General features: G+C 60.8%; 21 protein-coding genes and 1 tRNA gene. 17 read left to right on the top strand and 5 right to left on the bottom strand.

Features of this window, described 5'->3' with window-relative positions:
- Nucleotides 1-405: 405 nt before the first annotated feature.
- The gene (locus IH881_15595) at nt 406-993 is read left to right on the top strand and encodes a hypothetical protein (protein MCH7869118.1); all 588 of its coding nucleotides are present in this window, start codon (nt 406-408) and stop codon (nt 991-993) included.
- A 268-nt stretch (nt 994-1,261) separates the two neighbouring features.
- Here IH881_15595 and IH881_15590 read toward each other — a convergent pair whose 3' ends face one another.
- Complete coding sequence (locus IH881_15590; protein ID MCH7869117.1) at nt 1,262-1,654, bottom strand: hypothetical protein; 393 nt, start codon at nt 1,652-1,654, stop codon at nt 1,262-1,264.
- A 316-nt stretch (nt 1,655-1,970) separates the two neighbouring features.
- Here IH881_15590 and IH881_15585 point away from each other — a divergent pair, with 316 nt between their 5' ends.
- Nucleotides 1,971-2,669 carry a PilZ domain-containing protein gene (locus tag IH881_15585; GenBank protein ID MCH7869116.1) on the top strand — a complete coding sequence of 233 codons (699 nt, stop codon included), beginning with the start codon at nt 1,971-1,973 and terminating at the stop codon, nt 2,667-2,669.
- A 108-nt stretch (nt 2,670-2,777) separates the two neighbouring features.
- On the opposite strand, the gene IH881_15580 is transcribed toward IH881_15585, so the two are convergent.
- Complete coding sequence (locus IH881_15580; protein MCH7869115.1) at nt 2,778-4,172, bottom strand: sulfatase; 1,395 nt, start codon at nt 4,170-4,172, stop codon at nt 2,778-2,780.
- Nucleotides 4,173-4,338: 166 nt separating this feature from the next.
- Here IH881_15580 and IH881_15575 point away from each other — a divergent pair.
- Nucleotides 4,339-4,415: transfer RNA gene (locus IH881_15575), tRNA-Asp, on the top strand.
- Between the two features lie 197 nt (nt 4,416-4,612).
- Entirely contained in the window at nt 4,613-4,819 is a 207-nt protein-coding gene (locus IH881_15570; GenBank protein MCH7869114.1) for a hypothetical protein, read from the top strand.
- Nucleotides 4,820-4,869: 50 nt separating this feature from the next.
- On the opposite strand, the gene IH881_15565 is transcribed toward IH881_15570, so the two are convergent.
- On the bottom strand, nt 4,870-6,078 hold the full coding sequence (locus tag IH881_15565; protein MCH7869113.1) for a metallophosphoesterase: 1,209 nt from the start codon (nt 6,076-6,078) through the stop codon (nt 4,870-4,872).
- Nucleotides 6,079-6,374: 296 nt separating this feature from the next.
- On the opposite strand from IH881_15565, the gene IH881_15560 reads away from it, so the two are divergent.
- Nucleotides 6,375-8,588: a sensor histidine kinase gene (locus IH881_15560; GenBank protein MCH7869112.1), complete on the top strand. Its 2,214-nt coding sequence runs from the start codon at nt 6,375-6,377 to the stop codon at nt 8,586-8,588.
- Nucleotides 8,589-8,607: 19 nt separating this feature from the next.
- On the opposite strand, the gene IH881_15555 is transcribed toward IH881_15560, so the two are convergent.
- A complete protein-coding gene (locus IH881_15555; protein MCH7869111.1) occupies nt 8,608-11,058 on the bottom strand; it encodes a hypothetical protein in 2,451 nt (816 codons plus the stop codon).
- 250 nt (nt 11,059-11,308) lie between these two features.
- Here IH881_15555 and IH881_15550 point away from each other — a divergent pair, with 250 nt between their 5' ends.
- Nucleotides 11,309-12,229: a diguanylate cyclase gene (locus IH881_15550; GenBank protein MCH7869110.1), complete on the top strand. Its 921-nt coding sequence runs from the start codon at nt 11,309-11,311 to the stop codon at nt 12,227-12,229.
- A 46-nt stretch (nt 12,230-12,275) separates the two neighbouring features.
- On the opposite strand, the gene IH881_15545 is transcribed toward IH881_15550, so the two are convergent.
- Nucleotides 12,276-13,637, bottom strand: coding sequence for a replication-associated recombination protein A (locus IH881_15545; GenBank protein MCH7869109.1), 1,362 nt, complete (start codon nt 13,635-13,637; stop codon nt 12,276-12,278).
- A 106-nt stretch (nt 13,638-13,743) separates the two neighbouring features.
- Between IH881_15545 and IH881_15540 the strand changes: the two genes are divergently transcribed.
- The 11 genes from IH881_15540 to uppS all read left to right on the top strand — a co-directional run.
- Nucleotides 13,744-14,607 carry an NAD(+)/NADH kinase gene (locus IH881_15540; GenBank protein ID MCH7869108.1) on the top strand — a complete coding sequence of 288 codons (864 nt, stop codon included), beginning with the start codon at nt 13,744-13,746 and terminating at the stop codon, nt 14,605-14,607.
- The gene (recN, locus tag IH881_15535; GenBank protein MCH7869107.1) at nt 14,604-16,322 is read left to right on the top strand and encodes a DNA repair protein RecN; all 1,719 of its coding nucleotides are present in this window, start codon (nt 14,604-14,606) and stop codon (nt 16,320-16,322) included. The genes IH881_15540 and recN overlap by 4 nt, the downstream gene beginning before the upstream one ends.
- Before the next feature lie 142 nt (nt 16,323-16,464).
- Nucleotides 16,465-16,809, top strand: a complete 345-nt coding sequence (locus IH881_15530) for an FHA domain-containing protein (protein MCH7869106.1) — start codon at nt 16,465-16,467, stop codon at nt 16,807-16,809.
- Between the two features lie 97 nt (nt 16,810-16,906).
- Nucleotides 16,907-17,938: a M23 family metallopeptidase gene (locus IH881_15525; protein ID MCH7869105.1), complete on the top strand. Its 1,032-nt coding sequence runs from the start codon at nt 16,907-16,909 to the stop codon at nt 17,936-17,938.
- Between the two features lie 157 nt (nt 17,939-18,095).
- Nucleotides 18,096-20,825 carry a preprotein translocase subunit SecA gene (secA, locus tag IH881_15520; protein MCH7869104.1) on the top strand — a complete coding sequence of 910 codons (2,730 nt, stop codon included), beginning with the start codon at nt 18,096-18,098 and terminating at the stop codon, nt 20,823-20,825.
- Nucleotides 20,826-20,892: 67 nt separating this feature from the next.
- The gene (gene argJ / locus IH881_15515) at nt 20,893-22,152 is read left to right on the top strand and encodes a bifunctional glutamate N-acetyltransferase/amino-acid acetyltransferase ArgJ (GenBank protein MCH7869103.1); all 1,260 of its coding nucleotides are present in this window, start codon (nt 20,893-20,895) and stop codon (nt 22,150-22,152) included.
- Nucleotides 22,153-22,510: 358 nt separating this feature from the next.
- A complete protein-coding gene (gene rpsB / locus IH881_15510) occupies nt 22,511-23,536 on the top strand; it encodes a 30S ribosomal protein S2 (GenBank protein MCH7869102.1) in 1,026 nt (341 codons plus the stop codon).
- Nucleotides 23,537-23,617: 81 nt separating this feature from the next.
- Nucleotides 23,618-24,469 (top strand): elongation factor Ts, encoded by an 852-nt coding sequence (locus tag IH881_15505; GenBank protein ID MCH7869101.1) that lies wholly within the window; start codon nt 23,618-23,620, stop codon nt 24,467-24,469.
- Nucleotides 24,469-25,185, top strand: coding sequence for a UMP kinase (locus IH881_15500; GenBank protein ID MCH7869100.1), 717 nt, complete (start codon nt 24,469-24,471; stop codon nt 25,183-25,185). The genes IH881_15505 and IH881_15500 overlap by 1 nt, the downstream gene beginning before the upstream one ends.
- Nucleotides 25,186-25,295: 110 nt before the next feature.
- Nucleotides 25,296-25,844 carry a ribosome recycling factor gene (frr, locus tag IH881_15495; protein MCH7869099.1) on the top strand — a complete coding sequence of 183 codons (549 nt, stop codon included), beginning with the start codon at nt 25,296-25,298 and terminating at the stop codon, nt 25,842-25,844.
- Nucleotides 25,845-25,849: 5 nt separating this feature from the next.
- A partial coding sequence (gene uppS / locus IH881_15490; GenBank protein ID MCH7869098.1) for a di-trans,poly-cis-decaprenylcistransferase occupies nt 25,850-26,517 on the top strand: 668 nt, incomplete at its 3' end.

Genomic DNA, 26,517 nt, shown 5'->3' with positions numbered 1-26,517 from the left:
TTGGAACACAATTTTGTGCATTCATACGTTAAAATGTGTCGAATCCGCTTCTGCTACTTGGCGGTGTGATGTGGAACCCCTCTTAAATCACCTATGCCCCGAAGAGTGGAAGCGTGGCTGAGCGAACCGGATAGGCAGAGGAAGTCCAAGCGGGCTTTTGGGTCCGAGAATCCCCGATTATGACCATTCCACGGGGGATTTCAGTCCGTAGGCGGAAGTCTCTATCGGTAACACATCTACAGGTTCGATGAGGTGGCTGACGCGAGACGGGGTGAACGCAAAATACGCGGCATTTTCCAGGCGTTGCAGTCGGAGACCAGAATATTCTGGAATGCTGACCCGCGCTTCTTGTACGATCGGTGTAGGCTCTGACTGTGATTCACACCATCGGGACGGAAGGGATAAATGACAATGATCAAAAGTATCTGGACTTGGATTGGACTCCTCTCACTGGCCATCGTGACGACGGCCTGCGGCGGAAGCAGCGGTTCGGGAGGTAGCGATGAGGTAATGACCCTGATCTTCGACGGCTCACCGGTAATCAGTGGATCTGGTACAACCCGTGGAGCAGGAAACTCCTGTGGAACTTTTCTTTCGACGGGTAGCGATCCGGTGACCATCAATCAGATCGCGGTCCTGAACGACATGGGTGCCGACGGCAACGTCAAATTCTTGATTTTCAATCACGATTCCGGCGAGACTCGAGTCTTCGAAAGTGCCCCCAAATCGTTCCCGGTTGCGATTGATGACGAAATCACTTGGAAGAACTCTGATCCGATGTCGTTTGTTCTGGAGGCCAATACCCAGTACGACATCGGAGGAATCGCAGATGTCGCGGCCCGCTGGGGACTCGATCCCACGAGCCGAACGGAAAACGGAATTACAAGTATTGTGGGAAATCCGAACTTCAATGACTTCGCAGATCCTACATCGAGCGCGCACGCGGGAAATATTTGCGCCATCCAGCTATTCCAACTGCAACCCGAAAGCTGAGAGGAACACAGCCCCACCCGCTCCTTCCCAAAACGGGGCGACACCAGGCGGGTGGCTTGAGGCTGTGAGGGACGGACGCGAGGCATAAGCCACCGAGGGCAATATACCGGTTTCGTATACGATTCGTATACAGCAACTCTCTATCGGCGAACTGTCCTGGAATCGCAGGGTAAATAGAAGCAGGTCCGCGGTTCGAGTCCGTGTACGCCCACCAAACATTCATCCGGAATCAGTCACCGCTTGCATCGGGCGCCGCAGACAACACTGCTCAGCGCTCCAGCCACTCGTTGGCATCTTCGATGGTTTTGAAGACCTGGATCTTCGCGTTGACACCGTGCTGCGTGCGGAGTTCCCACATGCGCAGCATGCCGAAGTCGGCCTTGCTTCGGGAGACGAACGCCCAGCGACCGCGTTCCTTCGCTGCCCAAAACTCCTTGGTAAAATTGGAGCTGGCCACAATATTCTCAGTGGAAAGTTGCCGAAGGTCTAATTCCCGGTAGTCGTGCAGGACGTCTAGATCCAATCGCATTTGGGGATGGTTCTCCAGCTCGACATCGAGTGCCTCCCAACCCTCAATCGTCGCGATGCCGCAGGCGCGGATCAATACGCAGTTCGCTCCTGGCTCGAATATGAACTCGTACTCCATGGAGTCTTCCGTCACGAACGGCCTCGAGCTACTTTTTGGCGAAACGGCGAGTTGGAACTCACCGTCCGATGGATATGTAGCGCAAATCGCCTTCATTTTCTTGTAGCACCCCATATTCTGGATCGTGTAGGTCCACCACCTTTCATCCCCACGATCAAGACATCTGGCCTGGAGATCTCTTCTGCTGCCAGTCCGCTATTCGCGTCGATAAAATCTCGCATTTGTGTAGTTCTATAGAATCACGGATTTGGTACTAGGCGATGACGCCCCGTCGCTCTCAAGCACCTCACTCGGCACGCCGAAATATCTGTGTGTATGGTGGGGAGAAATCATGGTGTCCAACGACGACGATCGCCGGAGCGGAAAGGACCGCAGAGGCGAAGGCCGAAGCGAGAACGAAGAAGGCCGTAGATCCGGCGCGGACCGAAGACTGGAAATACGAATCCGCAAGCGACTTCCGTGCGAATTCATGGACGGCGACAAACGTGTTCGGGGCTTCGTGCTGGATGTGTCGCCCCAGGGCCTGTTCGTGCAGACCCTCAAGCCGATCAATCCGGGTGGGGAAATCGGCGTTACGTTCACGCCTCCCGGATTCAGCCAGGCGATCGAGGTGCGGGCTTGCGTCGTCCGCAGCCTGCGGGTCCCGCGTCACCTCGCGACGGTTGCGACCGCGGGGGTGGGACTGCGCATCAACATGGCCCCGCCCGAGTACTACGACTTCATCGCCTCCCTGAGCCACCTCGGCGGGAGGACAGGCACGGCTGACGATGTGACTGCCGCCACGGAACAGTCCGCGGAGTCGAAGCCAAAACCAGAGCCAAAACCGGAGTCAAAGCCCAAGAAGCGCAAGCTGCCGCCGCGAATGCCGAAGCCCGAGCCCCAGGCCAAGTATCGTATACAGGCCAAGCAAATTGGCGGGAACCGCTCGCGCTCGCTGGTCTTCAGGGCAATCTCCCGCGAGCACGCCGAGTCCCAGGCACTCGAGCAGATCGGCAGCGACTGGGAGATCGTCGACGTGGAACTCACTTAGCGCCCGCATCGGCGGTTTCGTTGATGCAGCCCTCAGGGCACCCAAGATTCCGAGTGCCGCCGACGGGAAACCGCAATCGCGTGGATCAGGTCTACCTCTCCACGGATCTCAATTCGCCGGGGCACCTTCTTCATCGTTTTTCAGGTCCTTGAGGTCCTCGAGATAGCCGAGCGCGCGAAGCTTTTCGCGTTCTGCCCTGGAGAGCGCGGCCTTAATCTCGCGCGCTGTCAGAGCGCGTAACGCTGCACTTCGCTGCGCGCTCGCGTCGATCAGCATGTCCTTGATTTTTGCACTGGCGGGGTCGTCGAATAAATTGTTCAGTTCGCCGGGGTCGTGGGCCCGGTCGTAGAGTTCGTACCGATCGTCGTCGAGATGATGGATCAGTTTCCAGCTTCCGTGCACGATGGCCAGTTTTCGCCCATCGCTGCCGCGCGCGTAAGTGCCCTCTGAAAAGACGTGGGGTGGAAGCTCGTGGCTGAGGGTTGCGGAGATGAGATCGGTTCCCGGAACCGAGTGCTGCTCGACCCGCGCCAGTCCCAGGACGGTCGCCGCAATGGATGCGGTTTCGACCGGCTGACCGATCCTCAATTCCCGCATCGAATCCTCGAGGTCGCCGCCGATGACCAGCGGAACGTGAATGAGTTCGTCGTAGACGTCTTTGCCGTGCGCGAGACGGCCTCGCTCGAGAAAAGCTTCGCCGTGATCGGCCGTCACGATGAACACAGCAGCGCGATTGCGGTCGGCAGCCAGCACGCCCTCGATCAGACTGCCAAGCCAATGGTCGGTATGGGCAAGTTCTTCGTCGTAGACATCGCTCATGTACTGCCTTTCGATCGGCGACAGGTCGAGGAGTTCCGTCCCTTCGGGCGACGCGAAATGGATGGCGTCGCCAAAGCGCCCGCTCCGCCCGGTCGCGAAGTCGAACTCTGCGTGTCGCAGATACGAATAGTGGGGATCGAAATAGTGCACCCATAGAAAGCTCGGGGCATCGCTCGGCTGGCCAAACAGGGCGAGGGCGGTTTGGGTGAGCACTCTCGAACTCGACCCGTCGTGACCCGGTATGTGCGATTCGTCGATCGAGTCAAAGCCTCGGCCAAAGCCGAATTGGCTGCCGACGAAGACGTGGCTCACTACGGCCTGGGTGCGGTAACCGCTGGTCTTTAGAACTTCAGCGAGTGTCGGGAGCGCGGCATCGATGGGACTCGCGTTGTCAACGGCGCCGTGCTCGCTGGGGGCAACACCCGTATGAATGCTCGCCATGCTGGGCAGGGTCCACGGAGCCTGAGCCACCGCGCGTTCAAATACGATGCCCGACGCCCCGAGTCTTGCGAGATTGGGCGCTGTCACTCGGGGATAGCCGTAGAGTTCCAGATGATCCGCGCGCACGGTATCGAGCGTGATCAATACGATGTCCGGGCGCTTCGAGGCGTCAAAACTGCGGTTCCCACAGCCGACCAGGGGCAGGGACAAGAGCAGACCCGCCCAGACGAGTCCCTGGAACAAAGCTGACTTTTTTGGGCCGAGAGCGCTGCGGCGAGGGCGAAGATAATGGCGAGGGCGAAGATAATTCTGCATGAATCGCGATACTGTACCGCCGACAGTCCTTTTTTCCCCGAACCCCTTTGCAGGGAAGGGATAATCAGGCAATCTCTGCCCGCTTCGAGGATGCGGGGCGGTAGTTCAATTGGTTAGAGCACTGGCCTGTCACGCCAGAAGTTGCGGGTTCGAGTCCCGTCCGCCCCGCCATCCCCCCTGGCTCATGCCGACCCCCCCAACTCGCTACCCGTAGAACCTGCCTTTTAGTTACCGGTGATTTCGGGAGTGTTCACGCGTGGGCATTCCGCGGTCTCTTCATCAACATTTTCATTGACGTTCAGCCCCTGCGTTTCGTGCCGATAGATAGTGGGCATCGCCGCCTCGACTTGGCGATCCAGGAGTGTTCTGTGCAACGTGTACAGTGGAAAGCCGGACCCGTCTTGTTTAATGCCACGACAGTGATGACACTGTTGCGGCTCACGGCGTGTGGCCCGGCCGCTCTGGAGGAAAAACGACGCGCCGAACGGTGCAACGCGACGTACGGGCGGTTCACGCCCGAGGCGTTCGCTTGCCTGGAAGCCGGCGTGGGACGCTTCGCGATGCACGTTCACTAGTCGTCCGGCGACACCGTTCCATTGCGAACGAGGTCCCGGGCGATTGGCGATCACCAGATCCTGCGCCCCAATCGACGCGCAACGGCCACTCGCACCTCGTTGATCAGCCGGGGTTTTCGCGAGGGAATCCGAAAATAGAATCCGTCTGGGTTCGCATGAATTCGCTGCCGACCGAGCCAGCTGTGCACTACGACACAGTCTCCTTCGCATGTAATCCGGCTGCGGCCCGGCCAATCGTCGACGACACCGATCGGGTCGCCCAGCCGGCGATCGTATTCCACCAGCATGCCTCGGTGCTTGCAGAACAGGCTTTGCCCCATTTCGAAGCATTCGCTGTCGGTTTTCGAGTCGTCGAAGGAGCGCGGTGAGAAAAAACGATCCATAGGTTCGGCGGGAGCGGGTGGCGGGCGCTCGATCCGGTTCGCGCTGAGGTCGAAGCGGACATCGGCAGCCAGTTGGCCCGTTGCGTGGTCCAGGGTATCGACCCGGATGCTGGGCTGGTCGGTCCGAGTGTCGGTTGCGTGGTAGACAAGGCGGCTGTGACGCTGGCCATCACGGGTTTCGCGACCGATGACGCCGGTGTGCACGAACAGGCAACGTCCCACCAGCGAGACCGAGTCCGGATAGTTCTGTCCCAGATGGTTGTGTCCAGAAAACCAGAGACGAACCTGCGGGTGCTCGCCCAACAGATCCAAAAAACGTTGTGGCCGATTCGATTGGTTCAGCCAGGCGTTGCCGGCGCGAAGATGGGGGTATTGGAGCACGCGCAAGTGTGATCCGAGTGGGGGGGCGTGGGAGAATACGGCGGTGGGGCGCTCGGGGTTGGCCTCGAGGGTTTTGCGAAACCAGGCGAACTGCGCATCGTCGATCGAAACCTCGTGTTGGTAGCCCCGATTGCCGCGAAAGCCGGTAGAGGAGAGCAGGATGCCCAGGGTCTCGCCGAGTTCTACGCATTGGTAGGGCCGCTCGCATTCGAAGACTTCAGTGAAACACTGCACGACCTCGGCGTCGCTCGAGAATTGGTCAATTCGCTCGAGATCGTGATTGCCCAGAATTGCGCTGGAGGGAACGCCAAACGAAGCCAGGTACGAACGCGCGGCTTCGAACGAGCCCCGGGTGCCCGACTTGCGGCCGCTACCGAGATCGCCCAGGCAAATGATCGCTTCCGGTTCGAGGGCGCGGATCTGATCTCGAGCGCGTTCGAACGGCTCTGGGTTTCGCGGATCGAGATGGAGATCGCCGAGGACAACGAACCTCATGTTTTAGCAGTTCATCCGGAGAGTCCCGATCTCGGGACGTCGGGTGAATTTTCTTTTCGACATCGGGTTCTCTCCGCAGTGGAGTTGGGGATGAAGCCCCAATGTTAGCCCGCATTATTACCGAGTTTCGAACGCACTGTGGTGTGGAGAACCAATGCTGTCCAATCACAGCTAAGCGCAACGAGGACGCAATCCGATAGATAAGGGCTGAACACGTCTTCTACTGTCGGGAGTAGGGCTTGGCTCGTTTTGATTTTGCGAAATTAGCGGCGGCTGCCGGATCGGCGAAGTCGTCCGTGACGTCCTTGGTGCGATCGACTGCGCAATCCTTTGCAGGTTCGAAGACGATGCGCGGCGCACTTGCGCTGTGTGTCTTTGCCGCAGCCCTGACCTCTGGCCTCGTCTTTTTGGTCATCCAGAACAGCCACAATGCACAGCTGGACGAGTTGGCTGAAATCTCCGATCGCGCAAGTCAAACGTTTCGCGATCGATTCGCGGGTTTGAACGCAGATGTACTCGAGTTGGTCAGACGCGTAGGCGAGGCTTCCGCCCAGGTGACCTCTGAGCCCCAGGCCACCGCCGAGACGCAAGCAGTGGGGAGCGTCGCCACTTCGGGGGAGGACGCTTCGCCCAAAGCCGTTGCGTCGATCGAAGTGCGCTGGAGACAGCGACTCGAGGCTTCCATTCGCGACCTCGCAACCCTTCGCAATGATGTTCTCGACATGACCTACCTCGGCCGCTTCAGCGGCGTTCCCAATGGGGACCTGATGGTGGTTCGCGTCGAGCGCAAGTCAGATGGTCGTCTGCACACAACCGAGGTCGATCCGCGTCCCGACTGGAATGCCGAATTTCTGCGACGGGTGATGCAAAGCGAGGCCGGAGTGCCGTCTATTTCGGCTCCGGTGATCGTCGATGTCGACGACGTTGCTCACCATGCGGTGATGCGGAGTGCGACTTCGGTCATGGACTCCGCTGGATCGGTGGTGGGCCTCGTGCTCATCAGTTTGAACCTGTCGGACCTGCTCGCGAGAGTGAGTGTGGCGTTGCCCGATGGCTCCCTCGCGCTGCTCGTGTCTGACGATGGCACCGTGTTGTTGCATCCAGAAGCCGAACTGAGTCTCACGAACGCAAAGGGCGCAGGCTCGGTTCTTCGAGCCGCATATCCGAAATTGCTAAAGGCATTCAACGCACAAGAAGATGCGTACGCTTTTTCGTATTTTGGCGACGCTTCTGCACAGCGCCTGCTTCGTTTCAAGGTTGGAGGCGAAGCATCGGAACTGTTATTTTCGTGGGTACTCTCGGCGCCAGCTGCAGATATCGATTTCGCCTCGGGAATTCGCCTTGCGGAGCACTTCGATCTAGACGGAGCCTTGGCGGAAAACCCCGAAGTCCTTCTGGGCGGGGCCGCGGTGGTGGTGCTCGTCCCGGTCGCCGCGCTCTTCGTTCGTCATAGAAGAAGACGATCAGGCGCAGCCGGCGGAGTGTCCTCGCGATTGGCGAAAAATGCCTCGGTCCTCGCGGAGCGCGCCAGCAAGATTGACGCGGAGAATCAGGCCCTGGCCGAAGAAGTGAATTCCGGCGGAGCACAGGCGGCTGAGGGTTCAGATCGTCCGGAGGAACTACCGGATCTCGCGAACGAACTCGCTGAGGAGCTAGAGCCGGCGAGCGCGCATGAAGACGAAGCCGAAGATGAAGCCGAAGATGAAGTCGAAGAAATCCAGGCGAGCGCCTCTGATGAAGTTCCCGCTCCTGCGCAGGAACCCGTACCCGAATCCGTCGAACCCCGAGACGAAATCGACCCAACGCTACATCCACGGGTTTCCGAAGCCAGTCTGGCATCGGCGCGAGAGCTCGCATCGCATCGCAATCGGCTCGAAGACGAACTCGAAGAGGCTCGCCAGAGCGCGCTGGGCGAACTCGCCGCGGCTCGCGAGCGATTCGAACTCGAACTGGCCCAGGAGCGTGAGCGCGCGATTGACCGGTTGGTCGCAGAGTCGCGCAGAGTATTGGCCTCCGAGATGGGCGGAATCGAACTCGCAACGAACAGCGCGATCGTTCCTGCGATCGAAATTCAAGACTTCAACCTGCGTCAGCTCTTGACCGAGGTCGCGGCGTGGATGGAAGGCGAGACCCACGGACGCAGCGAAAGGTTCGATATTCGATGCAACCGCAACGTCCCGGATCGGCTGCGCGGAGACCCCGATTGGATGGGTCCGCTACTGGTCCACATCGGTCGCAATGCAGTCCGTTGCAGCGAAGACGGTCCCGTCGAATTGTTCGTGAGCTGCATGGACGACGGTGCCGCCGGAGTCAGACTGTGTTTTGAGCTGTGTGCCAGCGATACTGGCCTCGAATCCGACGCCCAGGGTAACGTCCGTGAGCGTCAGGCCTGCGGGTTGCAGTTGACCGAAGAGATTGTCGAGTCATTGCGCGGCGAACTCGAGGTCGAAACCAGACCCGGCGCGGGCTCGATCGTTCGGGTCGTTGTCCCGATGTCACTTCCGGCCTGAACCGCTTCCCCGCAGCTTCCTAGTCTTCGAGCATCAAGCAGCGTTCCGGCGTGCGATTGTCGAGCATGATCGCATCGGGGACCGATGAACTCCGCAACACGGCCGTCATGTGGACCGGGTGGATGCCGCCCGCGTCTATTTGTGCTTCGTCCAGGAGAGCAAAGCGCTCGATAAAGCTGCAGCACGATTCGTCCTCGGGATCGAAGTTGAGGCCGATCTCCGGGCCGACGAACGCATTGATCAGGTTTCCGAAGGCTGCGAAGACTTCGAAGCAGAAGGAATCGAGCAGCAGGGTGAGCAGGGGTGTACTGCCTGGGCTGAGTGGCCCGCCATTGCCAGGTGCGTCGCTGGGCGGATCCGAGGGGGAGAACGTGGTCTGTTCTTCGCCGGTCAGATAGTTGCACATGTAGCGATCGGGCATGACGTTCCAGATGCGATCGATGGTTTCGATGTTTTCGGGGGAGCTGCCGACTGCACTCGGACCCAGCACCGCGCCGATCAACATGACAGAATCGTCCTTCCAGGCTTTCTGGATCTGCTCGAACAAGCCCGGAAGATCTGCGACATGGGCCAGGGATCCGTCGGCGATGAAGACATCGTATTGTTGGTCCTCGGGAAAGCTCGCGAGAGAAGCGGGCAGCGAGAAGACGTGATCCTGGAGCCCGTCCGCCTCGGCGAGGTCGGCCCGAATTTCGTGCCAGCTCGTGCGGTCGTCGAGGCATTCGATGGAAAAATTTGAATGCCCGGCCGCAACGAGTCCGTGGGCGATGCGAAGCTCCAGTTCAGCGTCGGCCCCCGACAAGCTCCAGATTGCAAGGGTCTGGTCGCCCTTCGCTTCGCATTCCCGGGCGATGGTCGTGATGAGCAAGTCGTCGAAGGACTCGACCTCCTCGATCTGGAGGACCGTTTTTATCTGATGGTCGCGCCACCAGCGGAAGATCGGCGGTTGCGGGGGTGGACGCTGGCTGAACAGGTCCCCCGCCGATTCGAGATTGTAGAGTTCGTCTTCGAATGCGGTCGCCGAAATGACCGAAGCCGTCCCGTCGTCGGTCTCGGGTGGGGATTGCGTTTCATCTTCCACTTTATCGTCCACAGCGGTTGTCTCACTCTCGCTGGCTTCGACTGGTTCGTCGTCGGACGGGGAGGGTGGCTCTTGCTCGTCAGCTTCTGCGACTTCGGTTGCGTCCTCGGCTTCGGGGCTTTCGTCGGTCACGCTGTCGACGTCGGCATCAGCATCGGAACCGGCATCCAATTCGGTATCGGAGCCGGAGGTTTCCCGATCCTCCGAAGCCAGTTCCTCGACGTCGGTCGTGTCGTCGACTTCGGATGCAACGGGTTGATCAGTCGCGGGCGGTGAGGTCAGCCGCTCCTCGAGATCGACGGCTTCTTCGCGCATTTGGACGGCCTCGGGCTCGGCAGCGGCACCGATCGCCGCTGAGACTCGAATGTCATCGGATGCTCTGCGGGCCGGGATCGGAGTATCGATTGGTCGCGGCTCTGGCAAATTCGGCGCCCCCCGCCCGGGTAGATCCGAAACCCCGGGACGGCTGGCGATCGTCCGCTCGACGACGTCGAGCGTCGCGAGCAGGCTCGCGAGTTGTTCGTCGCGCTGGGCGAGCTTCTCACGTTGGTGGGCAACGACTTCTTCGCGACCGCCAATCTCCGCGTCGAGGCTTCGCGCCCGTTCCTGGTGAGCGAGTAGTTGGTCGCTCAGCATGGCGATTTCGGCATCGCGGTCGGTGATACACTTCTGATGTGTCGCAATGCGATCGCGATACGCTTGCAACTCCTGCTCCCCCGCACTCAGCTCTTCGTCCCGCGCCTTGATGACCCGGTCTCTCGCCTTGAGTGTCTCTTCGAGTGTGGCCCGGGTTGCGCGCAGGTTTTCGATCTTGGTATCGCGGTTTTCGGCGGTTTCTCCCGCGCGCTGCAGCTTGTCGTACATCAGTCTCAGTTCGCGCTCGAGGGTGTCCAGCTTTTCATCCCCAGATGCACTGCGCAATGCGACCGCCGCCAATTCTTCTTGTCGTGCATGGGTCGTCGCGTTGGCGACGGCGAGTCGAGTCGTAAGGTCGGCGATCTCGGCTTCGCGGGAGCGCAGTTGCTGGTGCGCCGCGCCGAGCGCACCGCGCAGCCCTACGTTTTCTGCGTCTCGGTCCGCGATTTCACGACGCGCCGCCGCAAGATGCAGATCGACCTCCGCGCTCACCGAAGCGGTTGCAGTGGGGGCATTCAGGTCGGCCCGCTGAGACGAAACCGAATTGCGTGTCTGGGCGCGAGGAAGCGGCGCCAGGCGTATCGCTTCCCACTCATCCGGCTCGGCACCGGCTGCGTCGGAGGAGGCTGAACCGCTGGTCTGGGCAAACAAGTTGAGTCGCTGGGACCAGCTGTCGCGGCTTCGAGGCACCGGCTCACCCGATGTCCCATTGCCGGCCAGGGGATCGTGATTTTTTGAATCGTGATTGGCCAAGTTGATTCTTCCCGAGAGAGAACTTCGTAAGGAGCTTGCAAGCGACATCGGCTGCCGCGGGTTTCGGCTTTAACTCTCATGGGTTCGCTGACAGATCGCACACGAATTGCGGCTGAATTTTGAGCAGAGAGGTCTTCTCACAGCCGAGTCCGAGTGAGAATGGGCGGGCAGCGCCTATTCGCTCGGTCCAGAAATTTTGAGGGTGTGCCGAAGAGGCAACCACGGTCGGTTCTCCTGGAGATTTGCTGCTGTGGCTACACTGTTGATTGTAGATGACTCTGCTACCGCTCGTTCAGAGATCAAATCCGTTGTCGAGAGCGCTGAGATATTCGATCAGATTCTCGAAGCGAGTGACGGTATTCGCGGTCTGAAACTCATGCTGAGTGAGTCACTCGACATGGTGATCTGCGATCTCGAGATGCCCGGCTTCGACGGTGAGAAATTGCTCAGGGCCAAAGAGTCCAATTCGGAACTCAGCAACACGCCCTTCATTGTCGTGACCGCCTCGGATGATCAAAATCGGAGAACGCGCCTGCTTCAGGGCGGTGCTTCCGATGTCGTCTGCAAGCCGTTCAACGGTCCAGATCTCGCCGCACGTCTGCAGATGCAGTTGAAACTCAAGCGGCTGCAGGACGAACTGAGAGACAAGAACGAAACGCTTGCGAAGATTTCGACTTCGGATCCGACGACCGGCCTGCGCACCCGTCGCTACATCTCGGAATATCTGACGGTCGAGATCTTGCGCGCGCGCCGCTATAAATCACCCCTTTCCGTCATCATGGCCGATCTCGATCACTTCAAGAACGTGAATGATACTTTTGGACATCTCGCCGGGGACGCGGTGCTCGAAGGCACGTGTGCCTTGCTGATTTCCCAGCTGCGGGCGACGGACGCGGGGGGGCGCTTCGGGGGAGAAGAATTTCTCGTCGTTCTCAATCACTGTGATCAAAGCGGAGCCGCGAGCCTTGCCGAACGCTGGCGCGGCGCAGTCGAAAACGAAGAGTTCACCAGTGCCGACGGTCGGTCGATTCCGGTCACCATCAGCCTCGGGGTCGCGCAGTTTGATCTTTCGATGGAGACCCCCGAGGTACTAATCGAAGCTGCGGACCAGGCGCTGTACCGCGCAAAAGACTCAGGTCGCAACCGGGTCGAGCGCGCCGTCCCGGACTGAGCCGACCTCGACCCAGCGTCGGTCCTTTCCACATGCGCTTGCCGCGCTAATCGCCCTGACCCTCGCCCTGGTCCCGACCCTCGCGCTGAGCCCGAAAGCGCTTTAGCCGCTGAGCGATTTCGGCTTCGGCGCCGCGCTCGCTCGGCGCGTAGAACAGTTCGTCCGCGATCGAGTCCGGCAGGTTCTTCGCTGCAACCATCGCGTCCGGTTCATCGTGGGGGTAGCGGTAGTCGCGACCGTATCCCAGGTCTGACATTAATTTGGTTGGTGCGTTGCGCAGGTGCATTGGCACCGGCAGTGAGCCCGTCTGTTCGACAACCGCCATCGCCCGGTCCAGCGCTCGGTAGGCCGCATTGCTGCGTGGCGCGCAAGCGAGATAGGTGGCGGTCTGGGCCAACGGGATGCGGGCTTCGGGCATGCCGAGCCGATCGACTGCCTGATAGTTTGCCATCGCCAGAGGAAGCGCGTTGGGATCCGCATTGCCGATGTCCTCTGAGGCGAAGATCAAAAGACGTCGAGCAATGAACAGGGGGTCTTCGCCGACGACCAACATGCGCGCCATGTAGTAGAGGGCGGCATCGGGGTCGCTGGCGCGCAGACTCTTGATCAACGCGCTCACGACGTTGTAGTGCTCTTCCCGATCGCGGTCGTGGATCAAGACCCGGCGGCCGGCGACCTCACGCACGATCTCGGGGGAGACCGGGCCGTGCGGATCTGCGCCACTGCGATGCGCTGCGACCGCGGCTTCCAGAATGCCGAGGGCTCTTCGCGCGTCGCCGTCTGCGGCGCTCACGATGGCGGGCAAAGTCTCGTCGTCGAATTTCAGATCGAGCGCGCCGAGCCCGCGTTCCTTGTCCCTGCAGGCGTGATCGAGAACCTCGAGCAAACCCGATTCGTCGAGTGGAGCGAGGGTCAGGACGCGGCAGCGCGAGAGCAGGGGAGCGTTCACCGTGAATGACGGATTTTCCGTGGTGGCCCCCACCAGGGTTACGGTGCCCGCCTCGACGTGGGGGAGCAGGACGTCCTGCTGGGCGCGGTTCAGGCGGTGGATTTCGTCGATGAAGAGAAGCGTCCTCAGGGGGGTCCGGCGAGCGCGATCGACCGCGATGCGAATTTCCTTGACCCCGGCGACCACGGCAGAAAGGGGCTCGATGCGGGTGTCGGGGGTCTCGGCGAGCAACCAGGCAAGGGTCGTTTTTCCGCTTCCCGGAGGACCCCATAAGATCAGGGACGGGAGTTCACCGGCGCCGACCATGCTGCGCAGCGCGCTGCCGGGGCCGACCACCGAATCCTGTCCGATCATCTCTTCGAAGCGTCGAGGGCGCATACGGTCGGCCAGAGGGGCTCGGGCCTCGACCTGGCGCTTGGGGCGGTCGGGAAAGAGATCAAAAGTTTCGTCTGCCGGCATGGTTCCTTTATCCTAGCGCTCGTCCCTATCGCAGCACCCGCCCTTGAGTACGGGCCCCGCAAGTGGGATGATTGGGACAGTCGCACCCAGCCATTGCGAGGCGAGCATGAAAATTCAATCCATCGGCATATGCCTGAAGCCGGATCAACCGGATTGCAAGGAGGTGGTGGCCCGCCTGGTCACCTGGGCAGCGGGGCGCCAGGTTGAACTCGTGCTCGACCGAGAGGTCGATCGAGGGCTCGAGATACCGATCTTCGACCGCGTCGAACTCTGCGCCAAGGTCGACTTGATCGTATCCGTGGGCGGCGACGGGACCCTGCTCTCCGTCGCGCGAGCGTTGGGCACCCGGGACGTTCCCATTCTGGGCATCAACCTGGGAAGGTTGGGATTCCTGACCGAGGTCAATCGCGACGAGATGGAAGAATGTCTCGACCGCATGCTCACAAGCGACTTCCCGATCGAACCGAGAATGCGACTCGACATCAGGGTCTACCGGGACGAGCAGGAGATTGCGCGTTATCTCGCGCTCAACGATCTGGTGATCACGCGAACTGCGCTCAGCCGCATGATTGATCTCGAAACCTTCGCGGACGGTTCCAAGGTCACGACCTATCACGCGGACGGCCTGATCCTCTCCACTCCGACGGGATCGACGGCCTACTCACTTTCGGCGGCTGGCCCCATATTGCTTCCCGGTCTCGAGGCCATCGTCTTGACGCCGATTTGCCCCCACTCCCTGAATCAACGACCGTTGGTGCTGCCACAACACACCGAGGTCGAGGTCCGCGTGCGACACATCTCTGGATCCGATTCCGCGACCCTCACGATCGATGGTCAAGACGGCCTCGAGTTGTCTGACCGCGACCGAGTGATTACCCGGCGCTCGCCTCACAGCGTCCACATCGTCTCGTCGCCGTTTCGCAATCGTTTCGAGATTCTCCACACCAAACTCAACTGGGGCGACCGTTGATCGAAACCCTGCGCATTCGCGAGATCAAGATCGTCGAACAGGCTGAGCTCGAATTTGATCCGGGCCTGAACGTGCTCACGGGGGAAACCGGAGCCGGCAAGTCGATCATTCTCGGTGCCCTCGAAATGCTGGCCGGGGCCCGGGGCTCGGCGGACATCCCCCGCAAGGGGTCGGATCTGGGCACGGTTGAAGCGGTGTTTCGCACCGAGGGTCTCTCCGAGTTCGAGAACGAACTTTCTGAGCGCGGATTTGTCGATTCGTCCGACGCAGACTCTCACGAACTCTTCGTCCACCGCACCCTGTCGGCGACTGGCCGCAGTCGTGCTCGGATTGCCGGGCAACTGGTCCCCATCTCGACTTTGGCCGAGTTGTTTTCCGGCCGCATCGAGATCTCGAGTCAGCACAGCTCCCAGGCGCTGCTCCGCCCCGAAAGCCACGGTCGCTATCTCGACGCTGCCGGTCAGCTCTTGCCGTTGCGCGCCGAGGTCGAGCAAGCGTTCAACCGGGTGCGGGCAATCGACGCGCAACTGGCGGCGATTCGCGGCGAAGACGAAGAGCGAGCACGACGTCGCGACTTCCTGGCGTTCCAACTCGAAGAAATCGATGCGGTTTCGCCCTCGCCCGAAGAGTACGCATCGCTCAACGCCGAACACAGTCGGCTCGCACATGCGGGTCAGCTGCAAGAAGACGGAGCCGCGTTGGTCCACGCACTGCAAGGCGATGTCACCGGGGTCGAGGGGGCCAGTGCGATCGATGCAACGACCCTTGCGCTTCGGCTGGGAGAAGGTCTTGCAAATCTGGACACCGGGCTGGGTGCGTTGGTCGAGCGCCTGCGCAGCGTCGATGTCGAACTGCGGGATGTGGCCCAGGATTTTGAGCGCTACGCGGATGGCATCGAAGCCGACCCCGCGCGCTTCGAGGCGTTGGAACAACGGCTCGCCCAGTTCGAGGGTTTGCTTCGCAAGTACGGTCGCTCCGTCGAAAATGTCCTCGTGTTTCGCGAACAAGTCGCGAGCGAGCTGTCCGGCATCGAATGCGCGAGTGAGCGCGAGGAAACCCTCGCAACGGAACGCGCCCAGGTCGAAAAGCTGTTGATCCGCCGTGCGAAGCAACTCAGCAAGGGGCGGGTGAAGGCGGCGGGTGCGTTGTCCGAATCGGTGCAGCGTTCACTCGCAGCACTCGACATGCCGAACGCGACGTTTCAGGTCGAACTGCAGGTTGCCGCCGCCCCCGCTGGTCTGCCCTGCGGTGCGGCGGGAAATGAAGCGCCAGAATTCAAATTCTCGGCCAATACCGGGGAGCCGCTCGCCCCCCTGCAAAAGGTGGCTTCGGGGGGAGAGCTGTCCCGGGTGTTCCTGGCCGTCAAGAATGGCCTGCGCCGGGAAGGTCGCGGAATGGTTCTAGTATTTGATGAAGTTGACGCTGGCATCGGAGGTCGCACGGCCCAGCGGGTGGGCCAGGTACTGGCCGAATTGGCACAGCACCACCAGGTGCTCTGTATCACGCATCTCCCCCAGATTGCAGCCTTTGCAGATGCGCATTTCCGGGTGGAGAAGGCCGAAAAAGCTGGCAGAATTTGCGCCACGGTGCGCCGGCTCGATGCCTCCGAGCGGGTGGAGGAGATCGCCCGAATGGCCGGTGGCGAGAAAATTACGGCCTCGACCCGGCGACATGCCAGAGAGTTACTGAGGGGAAAACCCCTCAAACAGAAGTAGATCTCCTCCCGCGCTCGCTACGGCCCTCACTCGGCAGAAGAAGGGGTCAAGCTCCGAATTCAAATTCCGATGGATTGAGGGTGAGTTGCGTTCGCCTTTCTCGGGGTGACGGACGTCACGCACTAGAAGCTTCGAGGGGGCGATGGATTCAGTGGGAAACGAGGCGTCGGAGCCGGTGTCCTCACCCGTGCCGGCTGGGGGCTCGATCCAGATTCAGTCTGGATTTTACGACGGGCTCGAAGTTGTCCTGGATCGCGACTGGCTCGTCATTGGTCGCGGCCGAGGAGCCGACGTCGTACTCGCCGAGGCCACGATATCCCGCGCCCACGCTGCGATTGGGTACGACGACGGCGGTTTCTACGTTCAGGATCTCGCAAGCACCAATGGGACGTTGGTGAATGGATCGCGTGCAGAGCGACAGCAACTCAAGAACGGCGATGAGCTGCGGATGGGCAGGTTGATTATCGGTGTGAGTTTGCCGGAGTAGGTTGGCAAGACGAATTGAGTTCGGGGGAGAGGGTCCCTCGGCGTCAAAGAGAGAAGCGTGAGATCTCGATCGATTTGGAAGGGCGGGGATCAATAGTATGAAACACTACACCCTGATACTCGTCGGCGATGAAACGTCGCCGATCCGCAGAATCCAGGTGAGTAGCGAAACGATCAAGCGGATGGCTTGCGGGATGGGAATTGCCGTTCTCGTATTTGCCCTCGCTAGCTTTGACTACTACCGCGCTCGGATTGACAACGCCGAATTGGCCGAGCTTCGCGTTCGGAGCCAGGAACAGACCAGCGAGATGGAGCGGGTCCGAATCACCCTCGACGACATGACGAACAAGATGGCTGCGGTGCGAGAACTCGAACGCAAGGTTCGCATCATCGCCAACCTGCCGGGTTCGACCGCAGTGGGAGGCGACGGCATTACCGAGGTGGTTCCGGACGGCAGCATTGCGCCGGACGCAGATGACGCGAATCTCCGGGTTCCTGTGGGTGTGCCGGTGAGTACCGGCGAAGTGGGCGACGAAGCACTGCGCGATGCCATGCGAGGGGATCTGGTGCCGATTCGCGCCGGGGGAACGCCCGATGCGACGGGACTCGCAACGAAAAAGGCCCGGGCCATGCGACAACTCGACGAGTTGGCCAAGGCCATCGGGGTTGGCGCCGAGATCCAGACCCACTCGTTAGAAGAACTGATGATTCAGCTCGAAGACAAGCACAGCCGCCTGACCTCCATGCCTTCGATCTGGCCGACGAGGGGCTGGCTCACGTCGCGCTTCGGCCCGCGAATTTCGCCGTTTACGGGTCGTCGACAACACCATGCGGGGATTGACATCGCGTCGGCCACTGGAGCCGACATCGTCGCTCCCGCCGCGGGACGCGTGGTCTTCGTCGGACGCAAGGGCCCCCTGGGCAATACCGTCGTGGTGGAGCACGGTTTCGGTGTACGCACCCTGTTCGGTCACGCCGAGAAAATCCATGTGAAGATTGGCCAGGAACTCAAGCGAGGCGAACTTCTTGCATCCGTGGGCAGCACGGGGCGCAGCACGGGTCCCCACGTGCACTATGTGGTCGAAGTCAACGGGAAGGCCCGAAACCCCCTCGACTATATTTTTGACTGAGCGATGATACCCCCTCATTTTTTGAGCGGGTCCCCGTACGGTTTTCCCATCACGGAGAGTCGATTGTGCGCGGGCCTATCGGGCGGCTTGTCGGGAGTCATGCCGCGAGCGCCCATCCGCTGAGCCCATCCCCCGCTCGGGAGTAGCTGGAACCCGCATGCAACGAGTGCTGAGCAAGGTCTTTGGAACCGCCAACGACCGCTGGATCAAGCGGGTGCTCCCGCTCGTGGTCAGCGTGGCGAGTCTCGAACCCGAATACGAGAAACTGAGCGACGCTGAACTCGCAGCGCTGACGCCGGTCTTTCGCCAGCGCCTCGAGCAGGGCGAGTCTCTCGACGCTCTATTGCCCGAAGCCTTCGCCGCCGTGCGCGAAGCTTCCAAACGAACCCTGGGTCAGCGCCACTACGACGTGCAGATCATCGGCGGCATCATCCTCCACCAGGGCAGGATCTCCGAGATGAAGACAGGTGAGGGCAAGACCCTCGTCGCGACGCTTCCCTCGTACCTCAACGGTCTCTCGGGTGACGGCGTGCACATCGTCACTGTGAATGACTACCTCGCCACACGCGACGCCGAATGGATGGGCGCGGTGCATCGTTTTCTCGGCCTCACGGTTGGGACGATGGTGCACGGGTTGACGGATCTCGAGCGAAGCGACGCCTACGGCTGCGACATTACCTACTGCACAAACAACGAACTCGGGTTCGACTATCTCCGCGACAACATGAAACTCAACGCGGAAAATCGCGTTCAGGGCGAACTCAACTACGCGATCATCGACGAAGTCGATTCCATTCTGATCGACGAAGCTCGGACCCCGCTCATCATTTCCGGTCCCTCGGAAGAAAACACCCAGATCTACAGCGTGGTGAACCGAGTGATTCCCAGTCTCAAGGCGGGAACCAAGGGGGAGCCAGCGAAAGGCATCGAAGAGACCGGGGACTACTGGATCGACGAAAAAGCCCAGTCCGCGATGCTCACTGAAGCGGGGATCCACAAAATCGAACAGATGCTGAATGTCGAGAACCTCTACGACCCGGAGGCGCTCCCGATCAATCACGCGATCTCCCAGGCCCTGGTGGCGCACACGCTCAAGCGGCGCGACGTCGACTACATGGTCACGGTGGGGGAGAGCGGCAAGAAGGAAGTCGTCATCGTAGATGAGCACACCGGGCGTTCGATGCCCGGCCGTCGCTGGTCGGATGGTCTGCACCAGGCCGTCGAAGCCAAGGAGGGGATCACGGTTCGCAGTGAAAACCAGACCCTGGCGACGGTGACGTTCCAGAACTTCTTCCGGATGTACTCAAAGATTTCAGGCATGACCGGGACCGCGGACACCGAAGCCGCCGAGTTTGCCAAGATCTACAACCTCGAAGTCACCATCATTCCCACCCATCGACCGATGATCCGAGACGATCAGTCGGATGTCGTGTTCAAGACCAAGCGCGAGAAGTTCAACGCGGTGGCGGATGAGATCATCGAGCGACAAGAACGCGGGCAACCTGTTCTGGTGGGTACGATTTCGATCGAAACGTCCGAGTCGCTATCGAAGACGCTCAAGAAGCGCGGCATCAAGCACAACGTGCTCAACGCCAAGCATCACGAACGCGAAGCCGAAATCGTCGCACAGGCGGGAAGCAAGGGGGCGGTCACGATCTCGACCAATATGGCGGGTCGCGGCACCGACATCGTGCTCGGGGGCAACCCCGAGGTGATGGCAGTGCAGAAGTGTCACGGTGACAAAGAGCACGAAGACTACGGAGAAATCCTGCTGCGCTTCGAGCGCGAGTGCAGTCTGGCGCAGAAGCAAGTCCTCGAAGCCGGAGGGCTCCACATCCTGGGCACCGAACGCCACGAGAGTCGGCGCATCGACAACCAGTTGCGGGGTCGCTCGGGTCGCCAGGGGGACCCCGGTTCGAGCCAGTTCTTTCTCTCGCTGGAAGACGATCTCCTGCGCATCTTTGAAGCCGACAAGGTCGCGCAGTGGTGGGATCGGGTCGGCGTCGAAGAGGGCGAGGCGATCGAAAACCGCATGCTGACCCGGGTGATCGAGGGCGCACAGAAGAAGGTCGAGGCCCGCAACTTCGACATGCGCAAACACTTGCTCGACTACGACGACGTAATGAACAAGCAGCGCCAGGCGTTCTACGCCCGCCGCCTGAACGTGTTGTTGGCCGACAGCTTGCAGCAGGAAATCGAAGAGATGGTCGAGGGGATCGTAGTCAATGTCCTCGCTGAACACTGGCCTCGGAAGGGCTCACCTGAAGTCGAAGACGTCAACAAGATTGCGGCGGCGTTCAAGACACACTTCGGTCTCGTCCTCGAAGCCGATCAACCTCCCTTCATCAACGCCGAAGGCAAAACCCAGGACGACCGGGATGCATTCGGGCGGGTTGTACTCGATCGCCTGATTGTGCTTCTCGAGGAAAAGAAGACGCGCTGCGCTGAGATGGTGGAGCAGTACAAAGACCTCAACTACCCCAAGTTCGAGTGGTTCGAGCGCGACATCCTGTTGCAGGTACTCGACGCCCAGTGGAAGGATCACCTGCACACGATGGACGGCCTGCGCGAGGGGATCAATTTGCGGGGCTACGCCCAGAAGGACCCGAAGGTCGAGTATCAGCGCGAGGGCTTTGCACTGTTCGCCGAAACGGAACAGCGCATGGACGACCAGGCCGTCGAAGTCCTGTTCCGCTTTACTCTGCCCACCCCACGCATCGAGACCGTGCGACATCGCGGCAAGGAAAACGATGCGGCGCTTCCCGGCAAAGCCTCCGGCCCCCATAGGAGCGGAGGAGCGGGGGGTGGAACCTCCGGCAAGGTGGGGCGAAACGATCCCTGCCCCTGTGGCAGCGGCAAGAAGTTCAAGAAGTGCTGCGGCGCCTGAACTCCGCTCTTCCGACGCGATGACGAACGTGGTGACGAATTCCGCTTAGTCGCTATACCTCCTCGCCATGTCCTCCGGAAAGCGACCCATTCCCGCATCCAAGAGCAGAAGCGCGAGCCGGGCGAAAGCCTTTGGCGGCAAGGCGCTGCCCGTGCCGGGGTTTCGCTATGCGGGAGTTCACTGCGGCGTGAAACCAGCGGATCTCGATCTGGCGTTGATTGCCAGCGAGGTTCCGGCTTCCGTGGCCGGGGTGTTTACGCGATCGACGATCGTCGGTGCACCGGTCACCTGGTGTCGCGCGCGCGCGGCTTCTGGACGGGCGCGGGCCGTGGTGGCGAACAGCGGCTGCGCGAACACGGCGATGGGAGAGCGGGGCGCACGCGACGCCGCAAGCATGGCGTCCCATGTAGCAAAGGCCCTCGGTTGTTCCGCCGACGAAGTGTTCGTGGCCTCGACCGGGGTGATCGGCGAACCCCTGCCGATGGCTGCCATTCGATCCGGCATTCGAGATGCGGGGAACAGGCTCGCGGCCAATGGCATGCGCAAGGCTGCGGAAGCGATTCGGACCACAGATACGTTTGGAAAGTGCGCGAGCATCGAAACGGTCGTGAACCGCAAGGCGGTGACGCTTGCGGGCATCGCCAAGGGCTCCGGCATGGTCGAACCCAACATGGCCACCATGCTTTCCTTTCTCACGACGGACGTAGCCGCGACCCCTGCCTATCTGCGGGGCGCGCTCCGACGGGTAGCGGACCAGACCTACAACCGAGTCACGATCGACGGCGAAGGGTCGACCAGTGACACCGTGCTGCTCCTCGCCAACGGTCTGGCTGGCAACGCGATCCTCAGGAGTGCCAGAAGTCCCGGCGCTGCACGCTTTGAAGCTGCGCTGCTCGAGGTTGCCGAGCAACTCTCGCGCATGTTGGCCCGGGACGGAGAGGGCGCGACCAAGCTCGTGACGGTCGAAGTCTCCGGCGCCAAAAATCCGAAACAGGCAGATCTGGCCGCCCGGCGCATCGCCAACTCGCTGCTGGTCAAGACCGCGCTCTTCGGTCGGGACCCGAATTGGGGCCGGATCCTGCAGACGATCGGGGCCGGCCGGGTCGAGGTGAAGCTCCCCAGGGTCGAGGTGAAGTTGTGTGGTGTCTCGGTTTTCAGGGCTGGTTCCGCAACCGGCGGCAGGGCGCGAAAGCGCGCTGAGGTGGGCCTCGCCTGTGACGACATCCTGATCGAGGTCCAGCTCGGGGCAGGACGCTCCAAGGCGCGGATCTGGACCTGCGATCTCAGCTACGACTACGTGCGCATCAACGCCGAGTACACGACCTAGCAGATTCGGGCCCGCTGCGAGAATCGCGCAAAAATCCCTGAGATTTCAGCTTGTTGCCCCGAGCGCCGTAAAATCAAAGGCGCTAAGCTGCGGCGCGAAAAAACACACGTTTCACTCTGCCCCTGCGGTGCCCGGAACTGCCGAATCGAGGAAGACTGCGCGGGATCGTCCCGCGGAGTTAGCGCCTCGCGGTCGTTTCGGGTTGGGGGTTCGAAGATCAGGGCGCCCTCTGCCATGCTCGGGGTCCTGCACGGAGTGGAGCGGAGGCACAACCGCAAAGGAGAGCGAAATGAGCGAAACGACGGTCGATCCGACCGCCGCTGCAGGCGATTCCGCCGCTGCAGCACCCTCGAGTGAAATGGCCCAGGCGTTTGAGGCCACCGAAGTCACCATTCAATCTCTGCTCGAAGCCGGCGTGCATTTCGGTCACCAGACCCACCGCTGGAACCCGCAGATGAAGCGCTTCATCTTCGGCTCGCGCAACGGCACCCACATTATCGATCTCGACCAGACCCTTCCGCTGTTCAAGAAGGCGCTGGCCCACCTGCGCGAAGTCACATCCGAAGGAAAGGGAGTCTTGTTCGTCGGCACCAAGCGGCAAGCCGCTCCCCATATCATGGCGAGCGCGGGTCGCTGCAAACAGGCTTACGTCAATTCGCGCTGGCTCGGCGGCATGATGACCAACTGGAAGACGGTCAAGAAGTCGATCGACCAGTACAAGTTGATGCTCGAGATTCAGGCCGACGAAGACAAGCGCGATGCACTTTCGAAGAAAGAACTCGCCCGCATGAGCCGGGCCTGCGACAAGTACGCCAAGTCGCTCGCCGGCATGAGGGAGATGACCAAGTTGCCGGCCGCGATCTTTGTGATCGATGTCGGCAAGGAGGCGATCGCGGTTTCTGAGGCCCAACGATTGGGGATCAGCGTGATCGGCGTGGTGGATAGCAACTGCAGTCCCAATGGCATCGATTTTCCGATCCCGGGCAACGACGACGCGATTCGATCGGTGGAGCTGTACTGCAATGCCGTCGCGGACGCCTGCATCGAGGGCGCCGCGCTCCACGCTGCCAAGCTCGCTTCGCAGCCCAAGGTCGAGAAGGACACGAAGACGGGGACAACCTCAACCGGCCGACGCGTCGTCGAGATCAAGCAGGCACCCAGACGCGGACGCGGCAATCAGGATGGCGGCTCGGGCCGCACCCGCAGTTCGGGAGGCTGGGGCGACGACAAGAAGTCCGGAGCCAAAGCAGGTGCCGACGCCAAGTCCGGAGCCAAGTCCGAAGCCAAATCCGAGGCAACGCCGGACAAGCCCGAAGAGACTGCGGCGGCAGCGCCGACCGGCACCCCCGAGCCGAAGGCGGAAGAAGCTTCGAGCGAAGGCTGATACGGGGAATCATCAAGCCACCACCGAGCATATGCACGGAACTTCATTGAAGACCGAACGCAAGAGAGAAAGGTAGATCCCATGGCAAGTGTTTCAGCCGCAGACGTGAAGGCGCTGCGCGAATCGACCGGCGCAGGAATGATGGATTGCAAGAAGGTTTTGACCGAGGCCGCAGGAGATCCCGAAAGAGCTCTCGAGTTGCTGCGCGAGCGCGGCCTTTCCAAAGCCGGCAAGCGAGCCGGGCGTGCAACCAGCGAGGGCGCGATCGTCATCGCGATCGATGGCGGCCGGGGGACCATCATTGAACTCGGTTGCGAGACTGACTTTGTAGCCAACACCGACGAATTCCAGGGATTGGGCCAGCAGATCGCCGACGCAATCGCGAAGGACGGCAATCAGCACGATTCCAAGACCGCATTGGGACTCGGATTGGGTGAGGGCACCGTCGATGACAGCATCAAGGCCGCCGCGGGCAAGCTGGGCGAGAACGTCGAACTCAAGCGCGTCTCGCAGGTTTCCTGTGACGGCGTGCTCGGTACGTACATTCACGCCGGAGGCCGTCTGGGTGTGATGGTGGCGCTCGACGGTGCAAACGGTGGCGAATTCACTGGAATCGCCCGGGATCTCGCCATGCACGTTGCGGCGATCGACCCGACACCCATCGCGATCGATCGCGACGGCGTCCCGACCGATCTGGTCGAAAGTGAAAAGTCGATCCTGCGCAATCAAGCGCTGCAAAGCGGCAAGCCGGAAAACATCGTAGACAAAATCGTGGAGGGAAGGATCAACAAGTTCTTCGCCGAGAACTGTCTGCTCGAGCAACCCTTTGTAAAGGACCCCGACACGTCGGTGACGAAGATGCTTGCGGCGGCCAGCGACGACCTCAAGGTTGCGTCGTTCATCCGCTTCAAGCTTGGCGAGGCGACCCAGTAGTGGCTGGCGCAGCCTATCGTCGAGTGCTGATCAAGCTGTCGGGCGAGGGGCTTGCCGGAAAGGACGGCTTTGGCATTAATCCCAAAGTGATCAGAACCATCGCGCAACAAATTCGCGAAGTTCACGAGACGGGGGTGCAGGTCAGCATTGTGATCGGTGGGGGCAATATCATTCGCGGCATTACGGCGGCCGAAGAAGGAATGGATCGCACCAACGCCGACTACATGGGCATGCTTGCCAGCGTGATCAACGCCATGGCGTTGCAGGATTCGCTGGAAAAGATCGAACTGCAGACCCGGGTACTTTCGGCCATCGACATTGCCCAGGTGGCGGAGCACTACATCCGCCGCCGCGCGGTTCGCCACCTCGAAAAGGGACGCATCGTGATCTTCGGGGGCGGGACCGGGAACCCCTACTTCAGTACCGATACCGCTGCGGCCCTGCGCGCCGCCGAGATCGAGGCCGACGTGATTCTCAAGGCCACCCAGGTCGATGGCGTCTACGATTCCGACCCCCATGTGAACGCCGACGCTATCCGCTACGAACGGATTACTTTTGACCAGGCGATTCGGGATGGTCTTCGCTTCATGGACCAGGCGGCGATCGCACTGTGCAGTGAGAACTCGCTCCCCATCGTGGTCTTCGACATGGGTGTCGCGGGAAATCTCATGAAGGTAATACAGGGCGAGACCGTGGGGACGATCGTCACCGATTGATCGTTCGGAATTGATGGTTGTTCGTTGATCGATGTACCATGGCGAGCAAGTTTGAGCGACCGCCTGAACTGGGAAGAGCGGAGGAAGTCATGGCCGAAGAAGATCTGGAGATGATCTACGAAGAAGCTAGCGATGCGATGGAGAAGTCGGTCAAGAGTTATCGCAAGGATCTTCTCCGAGTGCGCACCGGTCGCGCGAGTACGGCTTTGCTCGACGGCGTCATGGTCGACTACTATGGGACGTTGACGCCGCTGAACCAACTGGCAAACCTCAGCGCTCCGGACCCACGGTTGCTGGTCGTAGCGGCGTTCGACAAGGGCGCTCTCAACGATATCGAGAAGGCCATTCAGTCCTCCGAACTCGGTCTCAATCCCGCCAACGACGGCAAGGTCATCCGCATCTCGGTTCCGCCGCTGACGGAAGAGCGACGCAAGGATCTGGTGAAGCAGGTCAAGAAAAGTGCCGAAGAGCACAAGGTCGGGGTGCGGGAAGCACGCAGGGATGCCATCGCGATGCTGAAAGAACTCGAGAGCGACGGATCGCTCCCGAAGGACGACCGTCATCGCGCCGATAAGCACATACAAGACCTGACCAACGAGTACACGGGCAAAGTCGATGCGCTGACGGCCCAGAAGGAAAAAGAAGTCCTGGAGGTCTGAACCCGATGAGCGATTCGCGGATTGATCCAGATCGAATTCCGCGTCACGTCGCCATCATCATGGATGGCAACGGACGCTGGGCACAGGATCGAGGCCTCGACCGAAATCTTGGCCACCGCGAAGGTATCGACTCGGTGCGCGCGGTGGTGCGTGGGGCGCACGATCTGGGCATCGGTACGCTGACCCTGTACGCGTTTTCCATCGAGAACTGGAACCGTCCAAAGGGCGAAGTCAAATCGTTGATGGGGCTGTTCGAGGAGTACCTCGAAATCGAGCTGCCCGAAATCATGGAGAAGGACGTTCGCGTGCGCGCCGTCGGGCGTATGGATCGTCTGCCACGGACGACCCGCATGGTGGTGCAGCACGCCATCAAGAAGACCGCCAACAATCGGGGCATGACCCTCGTCGTTGCGCTTTCCTACGGTTCAAGACAGGAAATCGTAGACGCCGCTCGCCAACTCATGCGCGATGCCGAGGCGGGAAAACTCGATCCAGAGCGCCTCGACGAGAAAATGTTCTCCGCCTATCTCTACGCGCCGGACCTTCCCGACCCCGACCCGCTGATTCGGACCGGGGGAGAGTTTCGGGTTTCGAACTTCCTGCTCTGGCAGATTGCCTACACCGAGATCTACACGTCCGAACGCATGTGGCCCGAGTTTCGCGAAGAGAATTT

The sequence above is a fragment of the Myxococcales bacterium genome (assembly GCA_022563535.1).
GTDB lineage: Bacteria > Myxococcota_A > UBA9160 > UBA9160 > UBA4427 > DUBZ01.
Note: the sequence above shows the minus strand (reverse complement) of the source record. Positions and strands in the feature narration are given on the sequence as shown.